This window comes from Haloprofundus halophilus, assembly GCF_003439925.1.
Classification (GTDB): Archaea; Halobacteriota; Halobacteria; order Halobacteriales; family Haloferacaceae; genus Haloprofundus; species Haloprofundus halophilus.
Genome location: NZ_QQRR01000001.1, coordinates 639,162 through 653,779 on the forward strand (window position 1 = coordinate 639,162; position 14,618 = coordinate 653,779).

The 14,618-nt window shown below is 67.5% G+C and carries 15 protein-coding genes, 1 tRNA gene and 1 other RNA gene; 7 read left to right on the forward strand and 10 right to left on the reverse strand.

Annotation, left to right across the window (positions count from 1 at the left end; all coding sequences use genetic code 11):
* Nucleotides 1-47 precede the first annotated feature (47 nt).
* Nucleotides 48-851: a DUF7547 family protein gene (locus DV709_RS03175; protein ID WP_117591694.1), complete on the forward strand. Its 804-nt coding sequence runs from the start codon at nucleotides 48-50 to the stop codon at nucleotides 849-851.
* Nucleotides 852-1,163: 312 nt separating this feature from the next.
* On the opposite strand, the gene DV709_RS03180 is transcribed toward DV709_RS03175, so the two are convergent.
* Nucleotides 1,164-1,565, reverse strand: a complete 402-nt coding sequence (locus tag DV709_RS03180; protein WP_117591696.1) for an OB-fold domain-containing protein — start codon at nucleotides 1,563-1,565, stop codon at nucleotides 1,164-1,166.
* Nucleotides 1,562-2,716, reverse strand: a complete 1,155-nt coding sequence (locus DV709_RS03185) for a thiolase family protein (RefSeq protein WP_117591699.1) — start codon at nucleotides 2,714-2,716, stop codon at nucleotides 1,562-1,564. The genes DV709_RS03180 and DV709_RS03185 overlap by 4 nt, the downstream gene beginning before the upstream one ends.
* Before the next feature lie 96 nt (nucleotides 2,717-2,812).
* Between DV709_RS03185 and DV709_RS03190 the strand changes: the two genes are divergently transcribed.
* From DV709_RS03190 to DV709_RS03200, 3 genes are all read left to right on the forward strand, one after another.
* Nucleotides 2,813-3,226, forward strand: coding sequence for a DUF7548 family protein (locus tag DV709_RS03190; protein WP_117591701.1), 414 nt, complete (start codon nucleotides 2,813-2,815; stop codon nucleotides 3,224-3,226).
* An 82-nt stretch (nucleotides 3,227-3,308) separates the two neighbouring features.
* Nucleotides 3,309-3,622: signal recognition particle sRNA (ffs, locus tag DV709_RS03195), an RNA gene on the forward strand.
* Between the two features lie 113 nt (nucleotides 3,623-3,735).
* Nucleotides 3,736-4,005 (forward strand): DUF7111 family protein, encoded by a 270-nt coding sequence (locus tag DV709_RS03200; RefSeq protein ID WP_117591703.1) that lies wholly within the window; start codon nucleotides 3,736-3,738, stop codon nucleotides 4,003-4,005.
* A 34-nt stretch (nucleotides 4,006-4,039) separates the two neighbouring features.
* Here the strand turns inward: DV709_RS03200 and DV709_RS03205 are convergent, their stop codons facing one another.
* Nucleotides 4,040-4,717, reverse strand: a complete 678-nt coding sequence (locus DV709_RS03205) for a protein sorting system archaetidylserine synthase (RefSeq protein WP_117591705.1) — start codon at nucleotides 4,715-4,717, stop codon at nucleotides 4,040-4,042.
* A gap of 193 nt (nucleotides 4,718-4,910) precedes the next feature.
* Here DV709_RS03205 and DV709_RS03210 point away from each other — a divergent pair, with 193 nt between their 5' ends.
* Complete coding sequence (locus DV709_RS03210) at nucleotides 4,911-5,366, forward strand: cupredoxin domain-containing protein (protein ID WP_117591707.1); 456 nt, start codon at nucleotides 4,911-4,913, stop codon at nucleotides 5,364-5,366.
* 60 nt (nucleotides 5,367-5,426) lie between these two features.
* On the opposite strand, the gene DV709_RS03215 is transcribed toward DV709_RS03210, so the two are convergent.
* From DV709_RS03215 to DV709_RS03230, 4 genes are read right to left on the reverse strand one after another with little or no spacing between them, the layout of a single operon-like run.
* Nucleotides 5,427-6,083 carry a 30S ribosomal protein S3ae gene (locus DV709_RS03215; RefSeq protein WP_117591708.1) on the reverse strand — a complete coding sequence of 219 codons (657 nt, stop codon included), beginning with the start codon at nucleotides 6,081-6,083 and terminating at the stop codon, nucleotides 5,427-5,429.
* Complete coding sequence (locus DV709_RS03220) at nucleotides 6,080-6,328, reverse strand: KEOPS complex subunit Pcc1 (RefSeq protein WP_117591710.1); 249 nt, start codon at nucleotides 6,326-6,328, stop codon at nucleotides 6,080-6,082. Before DV709_RS03220 ends, DV709_RS03215 begins: the two co-directional genes overlap by 4 nt.
* Nucleotides 6,325-7,542, reverse strand: a complete 1,218-nt coding sequence (locus tag DV709_RS03225) for an exonuclease RecJ (protein WP_198665637.1) — start codon at nucleotides 7,540-7,542, stop codon at nucleotides 6,325-6,327. The genes DV709_RS03220 and DV709_RS03225 overlap by 4 nt, the downstream gene beginning before the upstream one ends.
* A 3-nt stretch (nucleotides 7,543-7,545) precedes the next feature.
* The gene (locus DV709_RS03230) at nucleotides 7,546-8,010 is read right to left on the reverse strand and encodes a 30S ribosomal protein S15 (RefSeq protein WP_117591712.1); all 465 of its coding nucleotides are present in this window, start codon (nucleotides 8,008-8,010) and stop codon (nucleotides 7,546-7,548) included.
* 279 nt (nucleotides 8,011-8,289) lie between these two features.
* Here DV709_RS03230 and DV709_RS03235 point away from each other — a divergent pair.
* A tRNA-Ala gene (locus tag DV709_RS03235) sits at nucleotides 8,290-8,361 on the forward strand.
* 47 nt (nucleotides 8,362-8,408) lie between these two features.
* On the opposite strand, the gene DV709_RS03240 is transcribed toward DV709_RS03235, so the two are convergent.
* From DV709_RS03240 to DV709_RS03250, 3 genes are read right to left on the reverse strand one after another with little or no spacing between them, the layout of a single operon-like run.
* Nucleotides 8,409-10,070 carry a bacterio-opsin activator domain-containing protein gene (locus DV709_RS03240; RefSeq protein ID WP_157972633.1) on the reverse strand — a complete coding sequence of 554 codons (1,662 nt, stop codon included), beginning with the start codon at nucleotides 10,068-10,070 and terminating at the stop codon, nucleotides 8,409-8,411.
* Nucleotides 10,070-10,528 carry a response regulator gene (locus DV709_RS03245; protein ID WP_117594049.1) on the reverse strand — a complete coding sequence of 153 codons (459 nt, stop codon included), beginning with the start codon at nucleotides 10,526-10,528 and terminating at the stop codon, nucleotides 10,070-10,072. Before DV709_RS03245 ends, DV709_RS03240 begins: the two co-directional genes overlap by 1 nt.
* Nucleotides 10,521-13,598 (reverse strand): PAS domain-containing protein, encoded by a 3,078-nt coding sequence (locus DV709_RS03250; protein WP_117591716.1) that lies wholly within the window; start codon nucleotides 13,596-13,598, stop codon nucleotides 10,521-10,523. Before DV709_RS03250 ends, DV709_RS03245 begins: the two co-directional genes overlap by 8 nt.
* A gap of 276 nt (nucleotides 13,599-13,874) precedes the next feature.
* On the opposite strand from DV709_RS03250, the gene DV709_RS03255 reads away from it, so the two are divergent.
* Entirely contained in the window at nucleotides 13,875-14,537 is a 663-nt protein-coding gene (locus DV709_RS03255) for an SOUL family heme-binding protein (protein WP_117591718.1), read from the forward strand.
* Nucleotides 14,538-14,618 lie beyond the last annotated feature (81 nt).

The following is a 14,618-nucleotide window of genomic DNA, read 5'->3' on the forward strand; positions in this document are numbered from 1 at the left end:
ACGGACGGGACAAAGCCTTATTCCCTTCAGGCGACCAACACGGAACCATGAGCCGCCGCGACGACGACCTCGAAGAGCTTCTCGGGGAGTTAGAGGAGACGCTGTCGGAACTCCGCTCCGAACTCCGTGAGGGGCGGGCCCCCCGCCGCCGACCCTTCGAACCGCCGACGCCGAGAGACATCCTCCGATTCACCGAGGAGTACACCATCCCGACGGTCATCTCGACGCTGGAGGCGACGATTCAGGCGCTCGAACTGTTCCGGAGACTGCTTCGGCTCGCCGACCCCGAGCGCGCGATACGCGAGGAGAGCAGAAGCGCCCGCGAGACGACCCGTCGTCACGCCGACGACGTGGGCCGCGTCGCCGTCGACGGACTGGAGCGCGCGCTCTCGGAGCTTCAGCGGGCGCTCTCGGAGGCTGATCTCCCCGAGAACGGCGAGTCCCGCGACATCGTCGAAGAGGCGCGACAGCTCTCCAGAGATATCGAAGAGCGTCTCGCCGACAGTCGACGGCGTACCCGCGACTCCGAACGGCGCGACCGCTCGTCGGACGGTCGGCCACGAACGACCCGGGAGCGAGGCGGTCCGATGCGACGAAACGGACGCGACGACGCGTTCGACGACGGTGCGGTCAGAATCTCCGTCAGCGACGAGGAGAGCGACGAAACAGACGGAGACGACTCCGACGACGCCGAATGGGACGGAGACGATTCCGACGACGCTGAACGGACCGGAGACGACTCAGACGAGCCACCGACGGTCGACATCGAGTCGGAGTTGGATTCGATTCGCGACGAGGTCGAGCGAGCGGAGCGCGGCGAGGAGCCCAGACCCGAGGACGACGAGGAGTAACGACTCGGAACGGGGTAGCGAACAGACGGCGAATCGGAGCGCACGACGGGTCACCGTACTCCTGCCTCGGCCGTCGTGCGCGACTCGTTAGGTCACGCGAGAGGCTGGCCGCGCCTTCCTTCAAAAACGTTCGCCGTCCGTAACGGAACGGCAAGGGAAACAGCACGCCGAAACGGCGTATCGTCGTCTGTGCTACGAGACGTGGAATCGCTGGTTTCGGTCGGCGGCTGCGGGTGCGTTCAGGAGTGCGGAGCGTCCACCGTCGACGCAGACGCGACGGCGACGGTCTGTACCGGGGGAGGGGGTACCGAGTTAGCGAACCGGTCGGAACCGGTAGCCGTCCCACTCTTGGCTCTCCTTCTCGCGGATGCCGGCGTCGGGATCGCGGAGCTCCTCGGCGTAGACGGGTTCGACCTCGTCGCCGATTTCGACCCCGTGGCTCTCGCCGTCGACGTCGAGTTGACCGATGGCGCGCACCGGTTCGCCGTCGACGTCGAACTCGACGATGGCCAGCGAGTTCGGCGCGCGGACGCCCGGCGGCGTCGCTGTGCTCGTCGTCCACGTGACGACGGTGGCGCTGTACTCGCTCAGGTCGACGGTGTCGACCGGTTCTTTTCCGTCGGGGCCGAGCGGGTGCGGCGGGTACGTGATGCTGCCGTCGGCGTACCGTGCCGCTTCCATGGGTGGGTTCTCCGTCTCGCGGGTCTCTGTCATCGTTCCGCCTCCAGAATCGTCGTGGTGACGCAGTTGCCGAACCCGCCGACGTTGCACGCCAGGCCGGTGTCGGCGTCGACCTGTCGGTCGCCCGCGTCGCGGGTGAGCTGTCTGTAAATCTCGTACACCTGCGCGACGCCCGACGCGCCGAGGGGGTGTCCCTTCGACTTCAGCCCGCCGGAGGTGTTGATGGGGAGCTCGCCGTCGCGGTCGGTGACCCCTTCCTCGACGGCTTTCCAACCCTCGCCCTTCTCGAAGAAGCCGAGGTCCTCCGACTGCAGGAACTCGAGGATAGTGAACATGTCGTGGAGTTCCGCCACGTCGACGTCGTCGGGACCGAGGTCGGCCATCTCGTAGGCGATCTCGCTGGAGTTGACGACGCCGCCCATCGTCGTCGGGTCGGCGCGCTCGTGGACGACGTGGGTGTCGGTCGCGCCGCCGATGCCCGAGACGACGGCGTACTCGTCGGTGTACTCGCGGGCGACCGACTCGGGGCAGAACAGCAGCGCCGCGCTCCCGTCGGTGATGGGACAGAAGTCGTAGAGGCGAAGCGGGTCGGCGACGACCGGCGACTCCAAGACAGTGTCGAGGTCGACCTCCTTTCTGAACTGCGCGTGAGGGTTGTCGACGCCGTTCTTGTGGTTCTTCACCGCGACCTTGCCGAGGCTCTCGCGGGGGGCGTCGTACTCGTGGAGGTAGAGGCGAGCGGTCAGCCCTGCGAAACTCGGGAGCGTGACGCCGTGTTTGTACTCGACGGGATGAGTGAGCGAGGCGATGACGTCGGTGGATTCGGCCGTCGTTCGGTGGGTCATCTTCTCGCCGCCGACGAGCAGCGTCATCTCGCTCGCGCCGGAGGCGACCGACTGCCAGGCGGCGTAGGTGCCCGCGCCGCCCGACGACGAGGTCTGGTCGATGCGCGCGGTGTAGGCGGGCATCGCCGCGAGGTCGTGCGCGAGGGCGTTCGGGACGCCCGTCTGGCCTTCGAACTCGCCGCTCGCCATGTTCGAGACGTAGAGGTGGTCTATCGCGTCCGGTGCGACGCCCGCGTCGTCGAGACAGGCCCGCCCGGCCTCCGCGAGCAACTCGCGAATCCAGGCGTCGCGCTGCCCGAATCGGGTCATCGACGCACCGATGATCGCTACGCGTTCCATACCGGACGCGTGCGTGCCACCCGCTTACCGGTTTCCCTTCTGGAACGTCGAACGCGTCTCAAACGGTTTAACCTCCCCGCGAACCGAACGGTCGGTATGCGCACAGCAGACGCCGTCGCCACCGCCGGCACCGTCGCCAGTCTCGTGCTTCTCGTCGCCGTCGCGGTCCCGTACCTCGTCGTCACTAACCCGGAGGCGCCGCTGTCGGCGTACTACGCCGCCGGTTCCGTCGGCGCGAACAGCGTCGGCTTCCTCGCGGCCATCGCCGCCGTCGTCTTCCTCTCGGGGCCGCGCGGCAACGCCGAACCGGACCTCGTCGCGGGCGTCGCCGTCGTTCTCGGACTCGCGATGCTGGTGTTGTCGCTTCTGTGGGCGACAGCTATCGACCAGACGCTGCTGTTCAGTTTCCCGCCGGAGGCCGCGTGGATACAGAACCACCGCTGGGTCGTCGTCGCGCTCTCGGCCGTCGTCGCCGTCGTCGCCGGCGTGTACGCCCGCGAAGTAGTCTGAATCCGACCGTCGAACCGCGCGCCGTCTTCGTATTCTGTGCGACGAGAGTCGAAAGGCCCTTAAGTCGGACCGGAGTAGTTCAGAGTGGACTAGGTCGGGCAGTTAGGCCCTGCTCGTCAACCCGCCATAGAGTCTTTAGCGGGGACCGAACGTCGGGCGCGTCCGGTCAGACCGGTACGGGCCCCGAAAGCCAACGTAGAAACCTCGTCCTGCGGGGACAGCGGCTTCGCGTCGCTCGTCCGCAGGGGCGAACCGTCACGATTCATCGGCGGTACTGGGTCAGGCGCGGAAGCGAGCAGCCCACCGTCGGACGTGTGTCGCTCGTAGGATCGCGGGGTGGAGGAGGCAACCGGGATTCCCCGTACCGGAACGCCGGGCAACCCCGACCGTCCGCATTCATACTTCGTTCTCGACGTTCCCCGAGCGACGCGTCTCGCGGCCGCCGGCGACGACGGCCGCGCGCCGGACGCTCCGGAACCCATAGGTTCGGTCGTTTCCAACGACGCGCCATGAGCGAAGCCAGCGCCGGCGACGTGGAGGCGCGCTACTACGAGACCGAGGGCGAGCGCATCGTACAGTTCGCGCGCGATGGACGGACCGCCGCCATCGCCCAGAACGTCGACGGCTACGCGATGCTGAAAGTTCGGCCGACCGCCGACGGCGACGAACTGGAGCGCTACTACGGCTTCGACATGGCGCTTGACCACGCCGCCGAACTGCTCGGCGTCTCGCCGCACGACCTCCCGGTGCCCGACGACGCCGGCGACATGGGGATGTAGCGGACGACGGCGTTCGACTCGGACGACGTTCGGCTCACCGACCCCAGTAGAAACGCGGCGCGAGGAACAGGTACGCCAGCGCCAAAAAGAGGAGTCCGAAGGCGAACCCGCCGCCGACTCGGTGGGGGAACAGAATCGCCAGCGCCTGCACGACGCCCATCACGAGCGCGTCCTGGGTGTGCAAGTCGGGGTACGGAACCGTCGTCACCATCAACACGGCGAGCAGCGCGGTCAGTCCGACGAGCGGGAACGGGTCGGTGAAACCGACGAGGACGCCCGCGGCGAGAATCGTCGCCGCGAGCGTCGTCGGGACGCCGCGGGTCTGGTCGGAGTCGGCGTCGTAGGCGGTGTACATCCCGAGGCGCGTGACCGCCAGCGCGACGAACAGCGCCGCGACGGCGAGGGAGACGGCGACGCGAAGCGAGTCGAACCCCCAGGCGGCGCGGACCGCGGCCACGACGACCATCGCCGGAGCGACGCCGAACGACGCCACGTCCGCCAACGAGTCGAGGTACGGCCCGGCGTCGGTGCCGCCGTAGCGCCGGGCGAGGACGCCGTCGAGTCCGTCGGCGATGGCGGCCAGGAGGATGAGTCTCGCCGCGAGACCCGGGTAGACGTTGGCGGCGGCGACGGCGAGAAACCCCAGTCCGGCGTTGCCGACGGTGACAACGTCGGCGATGCCCAACCGACCGACGACGAACCGGGAGTGCATATTTTCGGGGTTGCAGAGGTGCGGTATACGTCTTTACATCCGGAGTCGGTCGGCGTGCCGTCCGAAGTCGTCGACGTGCCGTCCGAAGTCGTCGACGTGCCGTCCGAAGTCGTCGACGTTCCGTCCGAAGTCGACCGCCGATTTCGACGCGCAGACCACGCCGCCTTTATCCGGCCGGTACCGAGGGCAACGTATGAATCGACGCGCGTTTCTCGCCGCGGCTGGGGCGACCGGACTCACGGCGCTCGCGGGCTGTAACGGCGTGAGCGGACAGGGGGACGACTACGACGTCGGGATGACGGCGACGGCGTTCGACCCGCCGGAAGTCACTATCTCCGTCGGTGAGGAGGTCGTCTGGCAGAACACGAGCACCCGGGACCACACGGTCACCGCCTACGAGAACTCCATCCCCGAGGAGGCCGAATACTTCGCCACCGGCGGCTTCGAGAACGAACAGGCCGCCCGCGACGGCTGGCGCGACCTCGAAGGCGCGCTCAACAACGGCGACACGTTCGCGCACACCTTCGAGGTGCCCGGCCGGTACGAGTACGTCTGCATCCCCCACGAGACCGGCGGGATGGTCGGCACGGTCGTCGTCGAGGAGGGCTCGGAGTCGGGCAACGAGTCGCAGTCGGGCGACGGCTCGTAGTCGAGCGACGGCTCCGCGACTCGGTTCGGAAAAATTCGTGTCCGCGGCGGCGAAGCCGACTTACTCGGCTTCTTCGGCGACTTCTTCGGCCACGTCGGACTCGTCGACGTCGACGGCGGCCTCCTCTTCGGCTTCGACCTCCTCGGGACGCGCCTCCAGCGAGAGCTTCTGGACCTCGACCCGGCGGAGCGGGTAGATGGTCTTCGCCTCGCCGTAGATGGCCGAGGAGAGCCGGCCCTCGACGACGCTGTCGATGAGCTGTTCGAAGCTTCGGTCCTCGGCGGCCTCGCGGACGAGGTCGATCATGACCCGGCGAATCGCCTGCTCCTGGCTGCGGTCGGCCTTCTTCGTCGTGAACGCCACGGGCTGGACCTGGACGCGGTAGTCGTCGGTCGTCAGCACCGTGATGTTGACCTCGACTTTCGAGGCGCCGCGGCGAACCAGACTGCGCAGGTAGTCGCGCGTCAGTTCGTGCTGGATGAACTCGGTGTACGCCGAGTCCGAACCCACGTCGTTGATCTTGAACGTGAGTTTCGTGTTGTTCGCGCCGGCGTCGTCGGTAAGTTCGCCGAGCGTGGTCTCGATGGTGCGTCCGTACACCATCTCCGGTTCCTCAGCGACGGTCTTGCCGAGTTCGGCCCGGTCGAACTGCTCGGGCGCGAGCACGGAGTACCATCGCTTGCCTCGTTTCTGCTTGGATACTGAACGTTCGCTCATGTTGTGTCTCTAACTGCGTCGATGACGGTCTCTGCGACCGTCAGGTTCACCACGTAGTCGTCGACCGTGGCCTGCAGGCCGCCGGTCGTCTCCCGCTCGATGACGGTGACGATGCGATCGTCACTCACCGTCGTCGTCATCTCGTCGGTGTCGTCGGGGGCGAGCGCGGCGGCGACGAGCGCCGCCTCCTCGTGCGTCGTCTCGACGCGGGCGGTCCGCGCGGCCGAACTCGCGTTCGGACTCACGCGCGAAGCGCCTCCCGGAACGCCGCGGTGAACGGGTGTTGGTCTGTCGTCGATGCGTCCGATGTGGTGGTCGCGTCCGTGTCGTCCGTCTCCTCGGTGTCGAAGCGCGCTTCGCCCTCGTCTCCTCGTCCGTAGCCCGCGCCGCCGAATTCGGCGGCCGCGGTCGCCATCGTCTCTCCCAACCGTCGGGAGTCGGCGCTCGCGGCGGCGGCGGCGCCGTCGCCGGCGGCGAGCACGACCGGCTCCGGCGACCGGAAGTCGCGGGCCAACCGTGCGACCGTCGCCAGCACGCCGAGCGAGTCCGACCCGAGGTCGGTCCGCACGACGAAACAGTCGGCGAACCGGGCGGTGTCGGCCTCGCGCAGGACGGTGTGAGCTTCGAGCGCGTGGGTGCGCCACGCGTCGAGCGCGGCCTGTCGCGTCGCGTCGGTGGCGTGACCGAGTGCGAGCGCGACGCCGGTTCCGGGGCGCTCCCGGGCGACGGCGCAGAGCACGTCGGCGTAGCCCTCGACCGTCTCGAACGGACCGTCCGGCGTCTCGTACGGGCGCAGAACGCGGTCGAGCGACTCGACCGCGCGCGGCGTCGCGTCGGCCGCCCCCGTCGCGTCGAGCGCGGCGAGGGAGGCGACGGGGCGATGCGCGTCCGCGTCGAGATCGGCCGGCAGACTCGTCTCGGCCAGCAGCGCCCGCGCCGACTCCACGTCGCCGGAGTACGGCGCGTAGAGCAGCGTCGAGTGGGCGAGGCCGTCCGCGAGGTCACCGACCGGAACGCCGACGCCGGGACGGTGCGTCGCCCCGGCGGCTTCGGCGGCCGAGCGGAGCGCGTCGTAGTCGTCGGCTTCGAGCGAGTCGCCGAACGCGGCGATGCCCGCGAGTGCGAGCGTCGCGTTCGACGTGTCGCCGAGTTCGCTCGCAGCGTGGTACGCGGCGAGCGTCGCCGGTGCGTCGTCGCCGGGGACGGCGAGCGGCGCCGACGTCGCGCCGACGGAGACGACGACGTCGTCGGTGTCGGCGGCGACGGCGGTCGCCGGATTCGGTCGGAGTTGGACGTGGAACGGGATATCGGCGCTGCGCAGCGCACGCGCGAGGATGCCACTCGCGGCCAGCGAGTCGCCGTCGGCGCGCGCGACGACCCGGACGAAGGGGGCGTCGGCGAGCGCCGCGGCGACGGCGGCGGGGGCGGTCTCGGCGTCGGCGGAGCGCGCGGTCGACATCGCTTATTCGAGGAGTTCGACGGCGACGTCGTAGCTGTAGCGGAACGACGGGTCGAGCGCGTCGCCTCGGTAGTAGTTGACGAGGCGGCGAATCTTCGACTCGGTGTTCTGCAGGGCGCGACGGTTCTGGTGGTCCTGCTGGTTCTCCTGGACGTGCTCGCGGAGTCGAATCGCGCGCTGCATCAGGTTCTTGAGGTCCTCGGGGAGTTCGTCTTTCGCGTCGTTCTCCTCGAGAATCTCGGTGAGCTTCTTGCCGGTCGCGAGTTTGACGTTCGGGACCGGGGTACCTTTGACGCCTTCGTCGCGCAGTTTCAGGCCGATGACGCTGGGGTCGTGGCCCTGCTCTGCGAGTTCGACGACGCGCTGTTCGACGTCGTCTGCGTCGACGTCACTCCACTCGGGGGATTCGTCTGTCACCGGGCGGTCCGAACCGGACGAGCCGCGGCGACGGGTGTGCATTCGTGCCATAGTTCGAAATTGGAACGGCACTGACCGCAGAAAGCGTGACCGACGGCTGTCGGTGCACTTCCGCAATCCCAAGCCCGGAGAGAGAACCCGGGCGAGTCAGAGTTGCGGCCGTGCTGTTCCCACAGGCTCTTTCTCCGTCCGACGTTAAACCGTTTCGACTCGTCGCTCGCGTCGTCTCGAAGTCGGAGCGTTCGCCCGACGGCGTGCGGACGTGACCCAAGCGCTTCAACGAGTCGAAGCCCTTATTAGTCGGTCAGGGATACGTGAGAGTGCAGACGAGGGCTCGTAGATCAGTGGTAGATCGTTCCCTTGGCAGGGGAAAGGCCGCGGGTTCAAATCCCGCCGAGTCCATCAGTTTTCAGACGAACGTTCGAAACCGGTAGCGCCCGGTCCTGCGATCACCGATCCCGCTCGTCTTCCGGGGCGTCGGAGAACAGCGCGCCCAGCAGTTTCGAGAGGCCGATTCGGACGTGCTGGTGGAACGTCGGCGCCGAGACGCCGAGCGATTCGGCGACCTCCTCCCCGGAGCTGTCTCGCGGCCAGTTGAAGAACCCGGCGAGGTACGCCGTCTCGAGCACCGCGCGCTGGCGTTCCGTCAGATCCTCCGACACCGCCGTCTGAACCTGCTGTGCGGACCGGTCGCGCCGGGTCGTCTGCCGTTGGGCGACCACCTCCGCGTCGGGGTACGCCTCCCGTACCGCCTCGCTCACCCGCCGTACCTCCGCGCTCGGCGGAAGGTGGACCACAAGGTTGAGGTCGCCGCTCTCGATGGTCGCCTCCTTGACGTAGCTGCCCTGTGCGGCCAGCGTCGAGATGATCGGCGGCCTCTCGAGGTTGAGTTCGAACTGTACGGAGCCGATACCCTCGTTGATTATCTTGAGGCTCTCGAAGTGGGAGATCTGCTCGACGAGGTCCCGGAAGGAGTCGACCACCGCTTCGTCGACCACCCCGTACGCGAGGTACGAGTCGCCGCCGATGGGTATCACGCGGTCGATGGTGATTGACCCGTCCGGAATCTCGGAGACGCCCTGCTGCTGGAGCATCTTCTCGACCTGGAACCGGACCTCGGTGACGTCGTCGCTCATCAGAGCCACCTTCCGGTCGAGCGCGGCGGTAGCGTGGCCCACGATTTCGCCGAGCTGGCGGATGACTTCGTACTCCTGCCCCTCGAAGGCGTACGGCCGCTCGGCGTACACGTTCAACACGCCGTACATGAGTCCGTCGTGGGCGATCGGAATCGCCGCCGACGACTCGAAACCGTACTCGAGGGCGCGCTCGCGCCAGTGCTCGTAGTCGGGGTTCGTTTTGATGTCCTGGGCGACCTGCATCTCTTGCGTCCGGATCGCTCTCCCGGTCGGCCCGGTGGCCGTCTCGCTGTCGTCGGCGGTGATGGTGACGTCGTCGAGGTAGCTCCCGACGCCGGCCTTGGCTCGGACAGTGATCTCCTTGCTGTTGTGGTCGAGCGCGCCGACCCAGGCGAACAGGTACGAGTCGGAGGCGACGAGTCGGTCGCAGACCAACTGCTCGATGTCGTCGTGTCTCGACTCCCGGACCAGCGCCTCGTTGATGTCGCGGACGACGGCGTTGAGGTTGTTGAGCGCCGCGAGCTGTTCGTGCTGGTGGGCCAACCGTCGCTCGCGGTTCTGTCGCTCTATCGCGTACCGGATCGACCGCTGCAGGAGTACGCTCGTGAGTTCGTCCTTGACGAGATACTCCTGTGCGCCCTGTTCGACCGCCTGCAGGCCGACCGACTCGTCCTTCAGTCCCGTCAGAACGACGATGGGCGTGTGCGCCGCGCGTTCGAGCACCGTTTCGAGCGTCTCGAGCCCTTGGCTCTCCGGCAGACCGAGATCCAACAACACGACGTCGACGTCGCGGTCGTCCAGGAGTTCGAGTCCCGCCGTGAGGGAGTCCGCGTGTCGAAGTGACGGCGCGCTACGCGCCCCGTTCGAGCCGTCCTGCGCCGTGGCTCCGACCGGCTCTCGGAGGAACTCCTCGATGAGTCTCACGTCGCCGGGGTTGTCTTCGATCAGGAGAACTTCGAGTTCGTCTCCGGACATTAGCGTTCGTCGCACGACGGAAGCCGGACGATCGAGAGCCAAAACGAGTTGAACGACTGTATCGTCTCGACGAACTCGGCCGGGTCGACCGGTTTCGTCAGGTACGCGTTCGCGTGCAGTTCGTACGATTTCACGACGTCGGACTCCGCGTCCGAACTCGTCAGTACGATGACCGGAATTTTCGCGAGGTCAGCGTCGCTTCGGATCTCTTCGAGCACCTCGTCGCCGTCCTTCCGCGGGAGGTTGAGGTCGAGGAGGACGATGTCCGGACACGGTGCGTCGGCGTGCTCGCCGCGTTTGAAGAGGAAGTCCAGTGCCTCGACTCCGTCGGTGACGACGTGGAGGGTGTTCTCTATCTGCCCCTGCTTGAACGCCTCCTCGGTGAGACGGACGTCGCCCGGGTTGTCCTCGACGAGCAGAATCTCCGCCGGTCGTCCGGTGCCGATACGGTCACTCACCGCGACCACCCGCCGCCGGCAGGGTGAACGAAAACGTCGCCCCCTCGCCGGGTTCCGACTCGACCCAGATGTCGCCGTCGTGGCGCTCGATTATCCGTTCACAGAGCGCGAGGCCGATACCCGTCCCGTCTCGTTCGCTCTGCCCGTGGAGACGCTGGAACACGCCGAAGATGCGGTCGGCGTCGTCGGGGTCGATGCCGATACCCTCGTCGCTCACCGATATCGTCCACTTCGTGCCGTTCCGTTCGGCAGCGACGTTCACTCGCGGCGGTTTGTCCCCGCTGTATTTAATCGTGTTGTCCAGCAGATTCTGGAACACCTGACGCAACTGCCCCTCGTCGCCGTAGACGTGCGGGAGCGTCTCCGCCTCTATTTCGGCGTCGCTATCCTCGATTTTGATCGCGAGGTCGTCGCGGACGTCCGCGAGGACGTCGTCGAGATCGACCGTCTCGAAGGGGTTCTGCCGGGAGTTTATCCGCGAGTACTTCAGCAGACCGTCGAGCATCTCGCGCATCCGGTCGGCGCCGTCGACGGCGAACTCGAGGAACTCCCGGCCGTCCTCGTCGAGTTCGTCCCCGTAGCGTCGCTCGACGAGTTGGAGGTAGCTGGAGACCATCCGCAGCGGTTCCTGGAGGTCGTGGGAGGCGACGTAGGCGAACTGCTCCAGTCGCTCGTTGGAGGTTTCGAGCATCCGCTCGTACTCCCGACGTTCGGTCACGTCCTGGACGACGAGCATACCCGCGAAGACCGCTTCGTCGGCGTCTCTCACCGGGAGCGTGTGGGCCAGCAGGTGGCGGTCGTGGAACTCGACCTCGAAGGAGTTCGCCTCGCCGTCGAGCGCCGCGTGAAAGTACGGTTCGACCTGCTCGACCAGCTCGTCGGGGTATATCTCGGAGACCCTGTTGCCGACCCGGTCCTCCGCGCTGATGCCGATCTCGTCCATGAGCTGTCCGCCCGCGGCCGTGTACTTCAGGTCGTCGTCGAACAGACCCACCGCTCCGTCGGGGAAGTGTTCGACGAGCGTCCGGTACCGGCGTTCGCTCTCTTCGACCCGTCGCTGATTCTCCCGACGCTCGGTGATGTCGGTCACCGTGACGACGCCGCGAGTCACCTCGCCGTCGGCGCCCCGAACCGGCATCCCCTGCGCGCTGACGATGCGACGCTCGCCGTCGGCGGCCTCGATCTCGTAGACGTCCGGGTCGGTCACCTCCTCGCCGTCGAGCACCCGCGACATCGTCCACTCGCCGGGATCGACCGCCTCGCCCGACTCCGCCCACACCGCCGGAAACCGCGCGTACTCCGCGACCGATTCGGCGTCGAACACGTCGCCGCCCCCGATCTCCTTCGCCGTGTCGTTAGCTTCGACCAGTCGGCCGTCGGCCTCCGCGACGACGACGCCGATGGGGAGCACCTCGAACAGCGACTCCAGTTGGTTCTTGTTCCGCTGTAGCTCCAGTTCGGCGCGTTTTCGCTCCGTGATGTCGGTGAGCGCGCCGGGGAACGTGACGGGGGTGCCGTCGTCGCACTCGACGTGTCCTCGCGCGACCACCCACCGGAACTCGCCGTCGACGTTCCGGACGCGGTACTCGGACTCGTACTCCCCGCACGACTCGACTGCCTCCTCGATGTCGGCGGTGACCCGGTCGCGGTCGTCCTCGTGGATGGCGGAGACGTACCGGTCGAGCGGTACGCCCTCGCGGGCCGCTTCAGGGTCGATCCCGAACGTCTTGGCGAACGACCGGCCGACGACCATCTCGTCCCGTCGGATGTCCCACTCCCACGTGCCGACCGCGCCCGCGTTGGTCGCCGCCTCCAGTTGAGTTTTCGCCTCGCGCAACTCCCGCTCCTGCGCCTTCTGCTCGGTGATGTCCTGCGCCATCGTCATCCCGGCGAATATCTCGCCCTCCTCGTCGGCTATCGGCACCACGTGGATGCTCCACTCGCGGCCGACGTACGAGACCTCGACCGACGCCTCCCCTCCGTCGAGGGCCTCCCGCATCGCCGGTTCGAGCGCGTCGCCCACGTCGTCGCCCCACGTTTCGCTCGGCGTTTGGTGTTCGACGTCGCTCGGAGAGACCGGGAGGTAGTCGAAGGCTCGCCCCACCGCGAGGGTGTAGCGGAGGTCGTCGTCGAACAGGGTGACGATGCCGTTCGGGAACGACTCCGCGAGCGTGCGATAGCGTTGCTCGCTCTGTTCGAGGGCGCGCTCGCGCTCCTTTCGGTCGGTGACGTCGCGGAAGTAGACGGAGAGCCCCGTCTCCGAGGGGTACGCCCGTACCTCGAACCACGTGTCGAGCGGGTCGGGGTAGTACTCCTCGAAGGAGACCGTCTCCTGTTCGTACATCGCCCGCTCGTACTTCGATTTGAACGCCCTGCTCTCCGCTTCGGGAAACGCCGTCCAGATGCGTTCTCCGACCAGCGTCCGCCCCTCGGGGTTGACCAACTCGTGGGCGCGCTCGTTGAGATAGGTGAACCGCCACTCCTCGTCGAGTGCGAAGAAGGCGTCGGAGATGCGACCGTAGATCTCGTCGAGCTCGTGCTGCGTTCGCTCGTTCTCGATGGCCGACGCGAGGATGTTCGCGACGCTCTGGACGAAGCTGGCGTCGTGTTCGGTGAGTTCCAGGCGCTGGGTCGCGTGCACGCCCAGTATCCCCCACGGTCGTTCGACCGACCCGACGACGACGCTGATGCCGCTGACGACGTCGTGGTCGGTGAGCAAGCCGGGACCGGAGAACCGCTCTTCGCTCCGTAAGTCGTCGACGACGACGGGGCCCTCCGTGGCGAGGGTGTACCCCGCCTGCGAGGCGCGGTCGGCCGGTATCGTCGCCGCTCCGACGAGGTCGCCCCGCCAGCCGACGCCCTGTCGGAGAAAGAGCGTCTCTCCGTCCGGCAGCAACTCGAGAACCTTGCAGTACTCGCAGTTCAGCGTCTCGGCGACGGCGGCCGTCGCGTCGCGCATCAGCGCGTCGAGGTCGTCCGCTTCGAGGGCCTGTTGGCCGAGTTCGGCGACGATCTCCTGCTGTCGGACCCGACTGCGGAGTTCCCCGTCGGCCGATGAGGAGGTATCCATTCTAAGAGGGTAACCGAGCGGAACGCGGTAAAGCTTCTCGGTACGTGTTGTATCGTTTAGTGTTAGTGTGCACCGTTTCGATACTTTCGTCCGTTCCGAGGGGGAACGACCCGACGCGGGGCGCGGGTTCTCGGGGTGACCGCCGGCGTCCCCGGTCGGGTTTCGGGGAGGACGGCGGTGCGTTCGCCGCTCGGTTCCCAGAAGACGTTCGGCGTCACTGGATGCGTTCGCGCACCCACCGCCTCGCTTTTCACCCTCGCTCTCCTCTCTTTCCCCGTGCGACGAACGACGAAACAACTGCTCGCCGCCGCCGGAGGCGCGCTCGCACTGTGGACCGGCTGGGGCGCGTACTCGACGTACAGCGCCGAACGTGTTCCGTACGAGGCCGTCGCCGAGTACGGCGACGTGGAGATACGTCGTTATCCGCAGTCGGTGCTCGTCGAGACGGCGGCCGGCGACGAAGAGACGGCGTTCCGACGACTGTTCCGCTACATCACCGGGGCGAACACCGGCGACGAGGAGGTGTCGATGACCGCCCCCGTCGCCACCGAGGAGGCGCGGACGACGAGTCCGGGCCGAGCCGAAGCGGGCGAGGAGGTGTCGATGACCGCGCCGGTCCGCACCGACGACGAACGGGGTCGGGTGACAATGGCGTTCTACCTGCCCGCGGAGTACACCCCCGCCACCGCGCCGACGCCGACGAACTCGCAAGTTCGCCTCGTCGTCGAGCCCGCTCGAACCGTCGCAGTACGGCGGTTCTCGTGGTACGCCAGCGACGGCCGAGTGCGACGCCAGCGACGGCGGCTCCTCGACGGACTCGACGCCGCGGGCGTCGAGGCGCTGGGTGAACCGTTCCTCCTGCAGTACAACGACCCGTACACGCCGCCGTTCATGCGGCGAAACGAGGTCGCGGTGGAAGTCGAGATGGAATCGGAGTGAGCTCGGAAAACCGGGTCGCGCACCGATTCCGGAGCGAGTGAGCCGCCGGCACTCGATTCGGTCGGAACCTCCGAACGCCGC

Bases quoted from the DNA above. Each gene is read 5' to 3' on its own strand.
- DV709_RS03250 (WP_117591716.1), bottom strand. From the start codon at position 13,598: ATGGATACCTCCTCATCGGCCGACGGGGAACTCCGCAGTCGGGTCCGA.
- DV709_RS03210 (WP_117591707.1), top strand. From the start codon at position 4,911: ATGAATCGACGCGCGTTTCTCGCCGCGGCTGGGGCGACCGGACTCACG.
- DV709_RS03205 (WP_117591705.1), bottom strand. From the start codon at position 4,717: ATGCACTCCCGGTTCGTCGTCGGTCGGTTGGGCATCGCCGACGTTGTC.
- DV709_RS03180 (WP_117591696.1), bottom strand. From the start codon at position 1,565: ATGACAGAGACCCGCGAGACGGAGAACCCACCCATGGAAGCGGCACGG.
- DV709_RS03225 (WP_198665637.1), bottom strand. From the start codon at position 7,542: ATGTCGACCGCGCGCTCCGCCGACGCCGAGACCGCCCCCGCCGCCGTC.
- DV709_RS03240 (WP_157972633.1), bottom strand. From the start codon at position 10,070: ATGTCCGGAGACGAACTCGAAGTTCTCCTGATCGAAGACAACCCCGGC.
- DV709_RS03190 (WP_117591701.1), top strand. From the start codon at position 2,813: ATGCGCACAGCAGACGCCGTCGCCACCGCCGGCACCGTCGCCAGTCTC.
- DV709_RS03200 (WP_117591703.1), top strand. From the start codon at position 3,736: ATGAGCGAAGCCAGCGCCGGCGACGTGGAGGCGCGCTACTACGAGACC.
- DV709_RS03175 (WP_117591694.1), top strand. From the start codon at position 48: ATGAGCCGCCGCGACGACGACCTCGAAGAGCTTCTCGGGGAGTTAGAG.
- DV709_RS03185 (WP_117591699.1), bottom strand. From the start codon at position 2,716: ATGGAACGCGTAGCGATCATCGGTGCGTCGATGACCCGATTCGGGCAG.
- DV709_RS03215 (WP_117591708.1), bottom strand. From the start codon at position 6,083: ATGAGCGAACGTTCAGTATCCAAGCAGAAACGAGGCAAGCGATGGTAC.
- DV709_RS03230 (WP_117591712.1), bottom strand. From the start codon at position 8,010: ATGGCACGAATGCACACCCGTCGCCGCGGCTCGTCCGGTTCGGACCGC.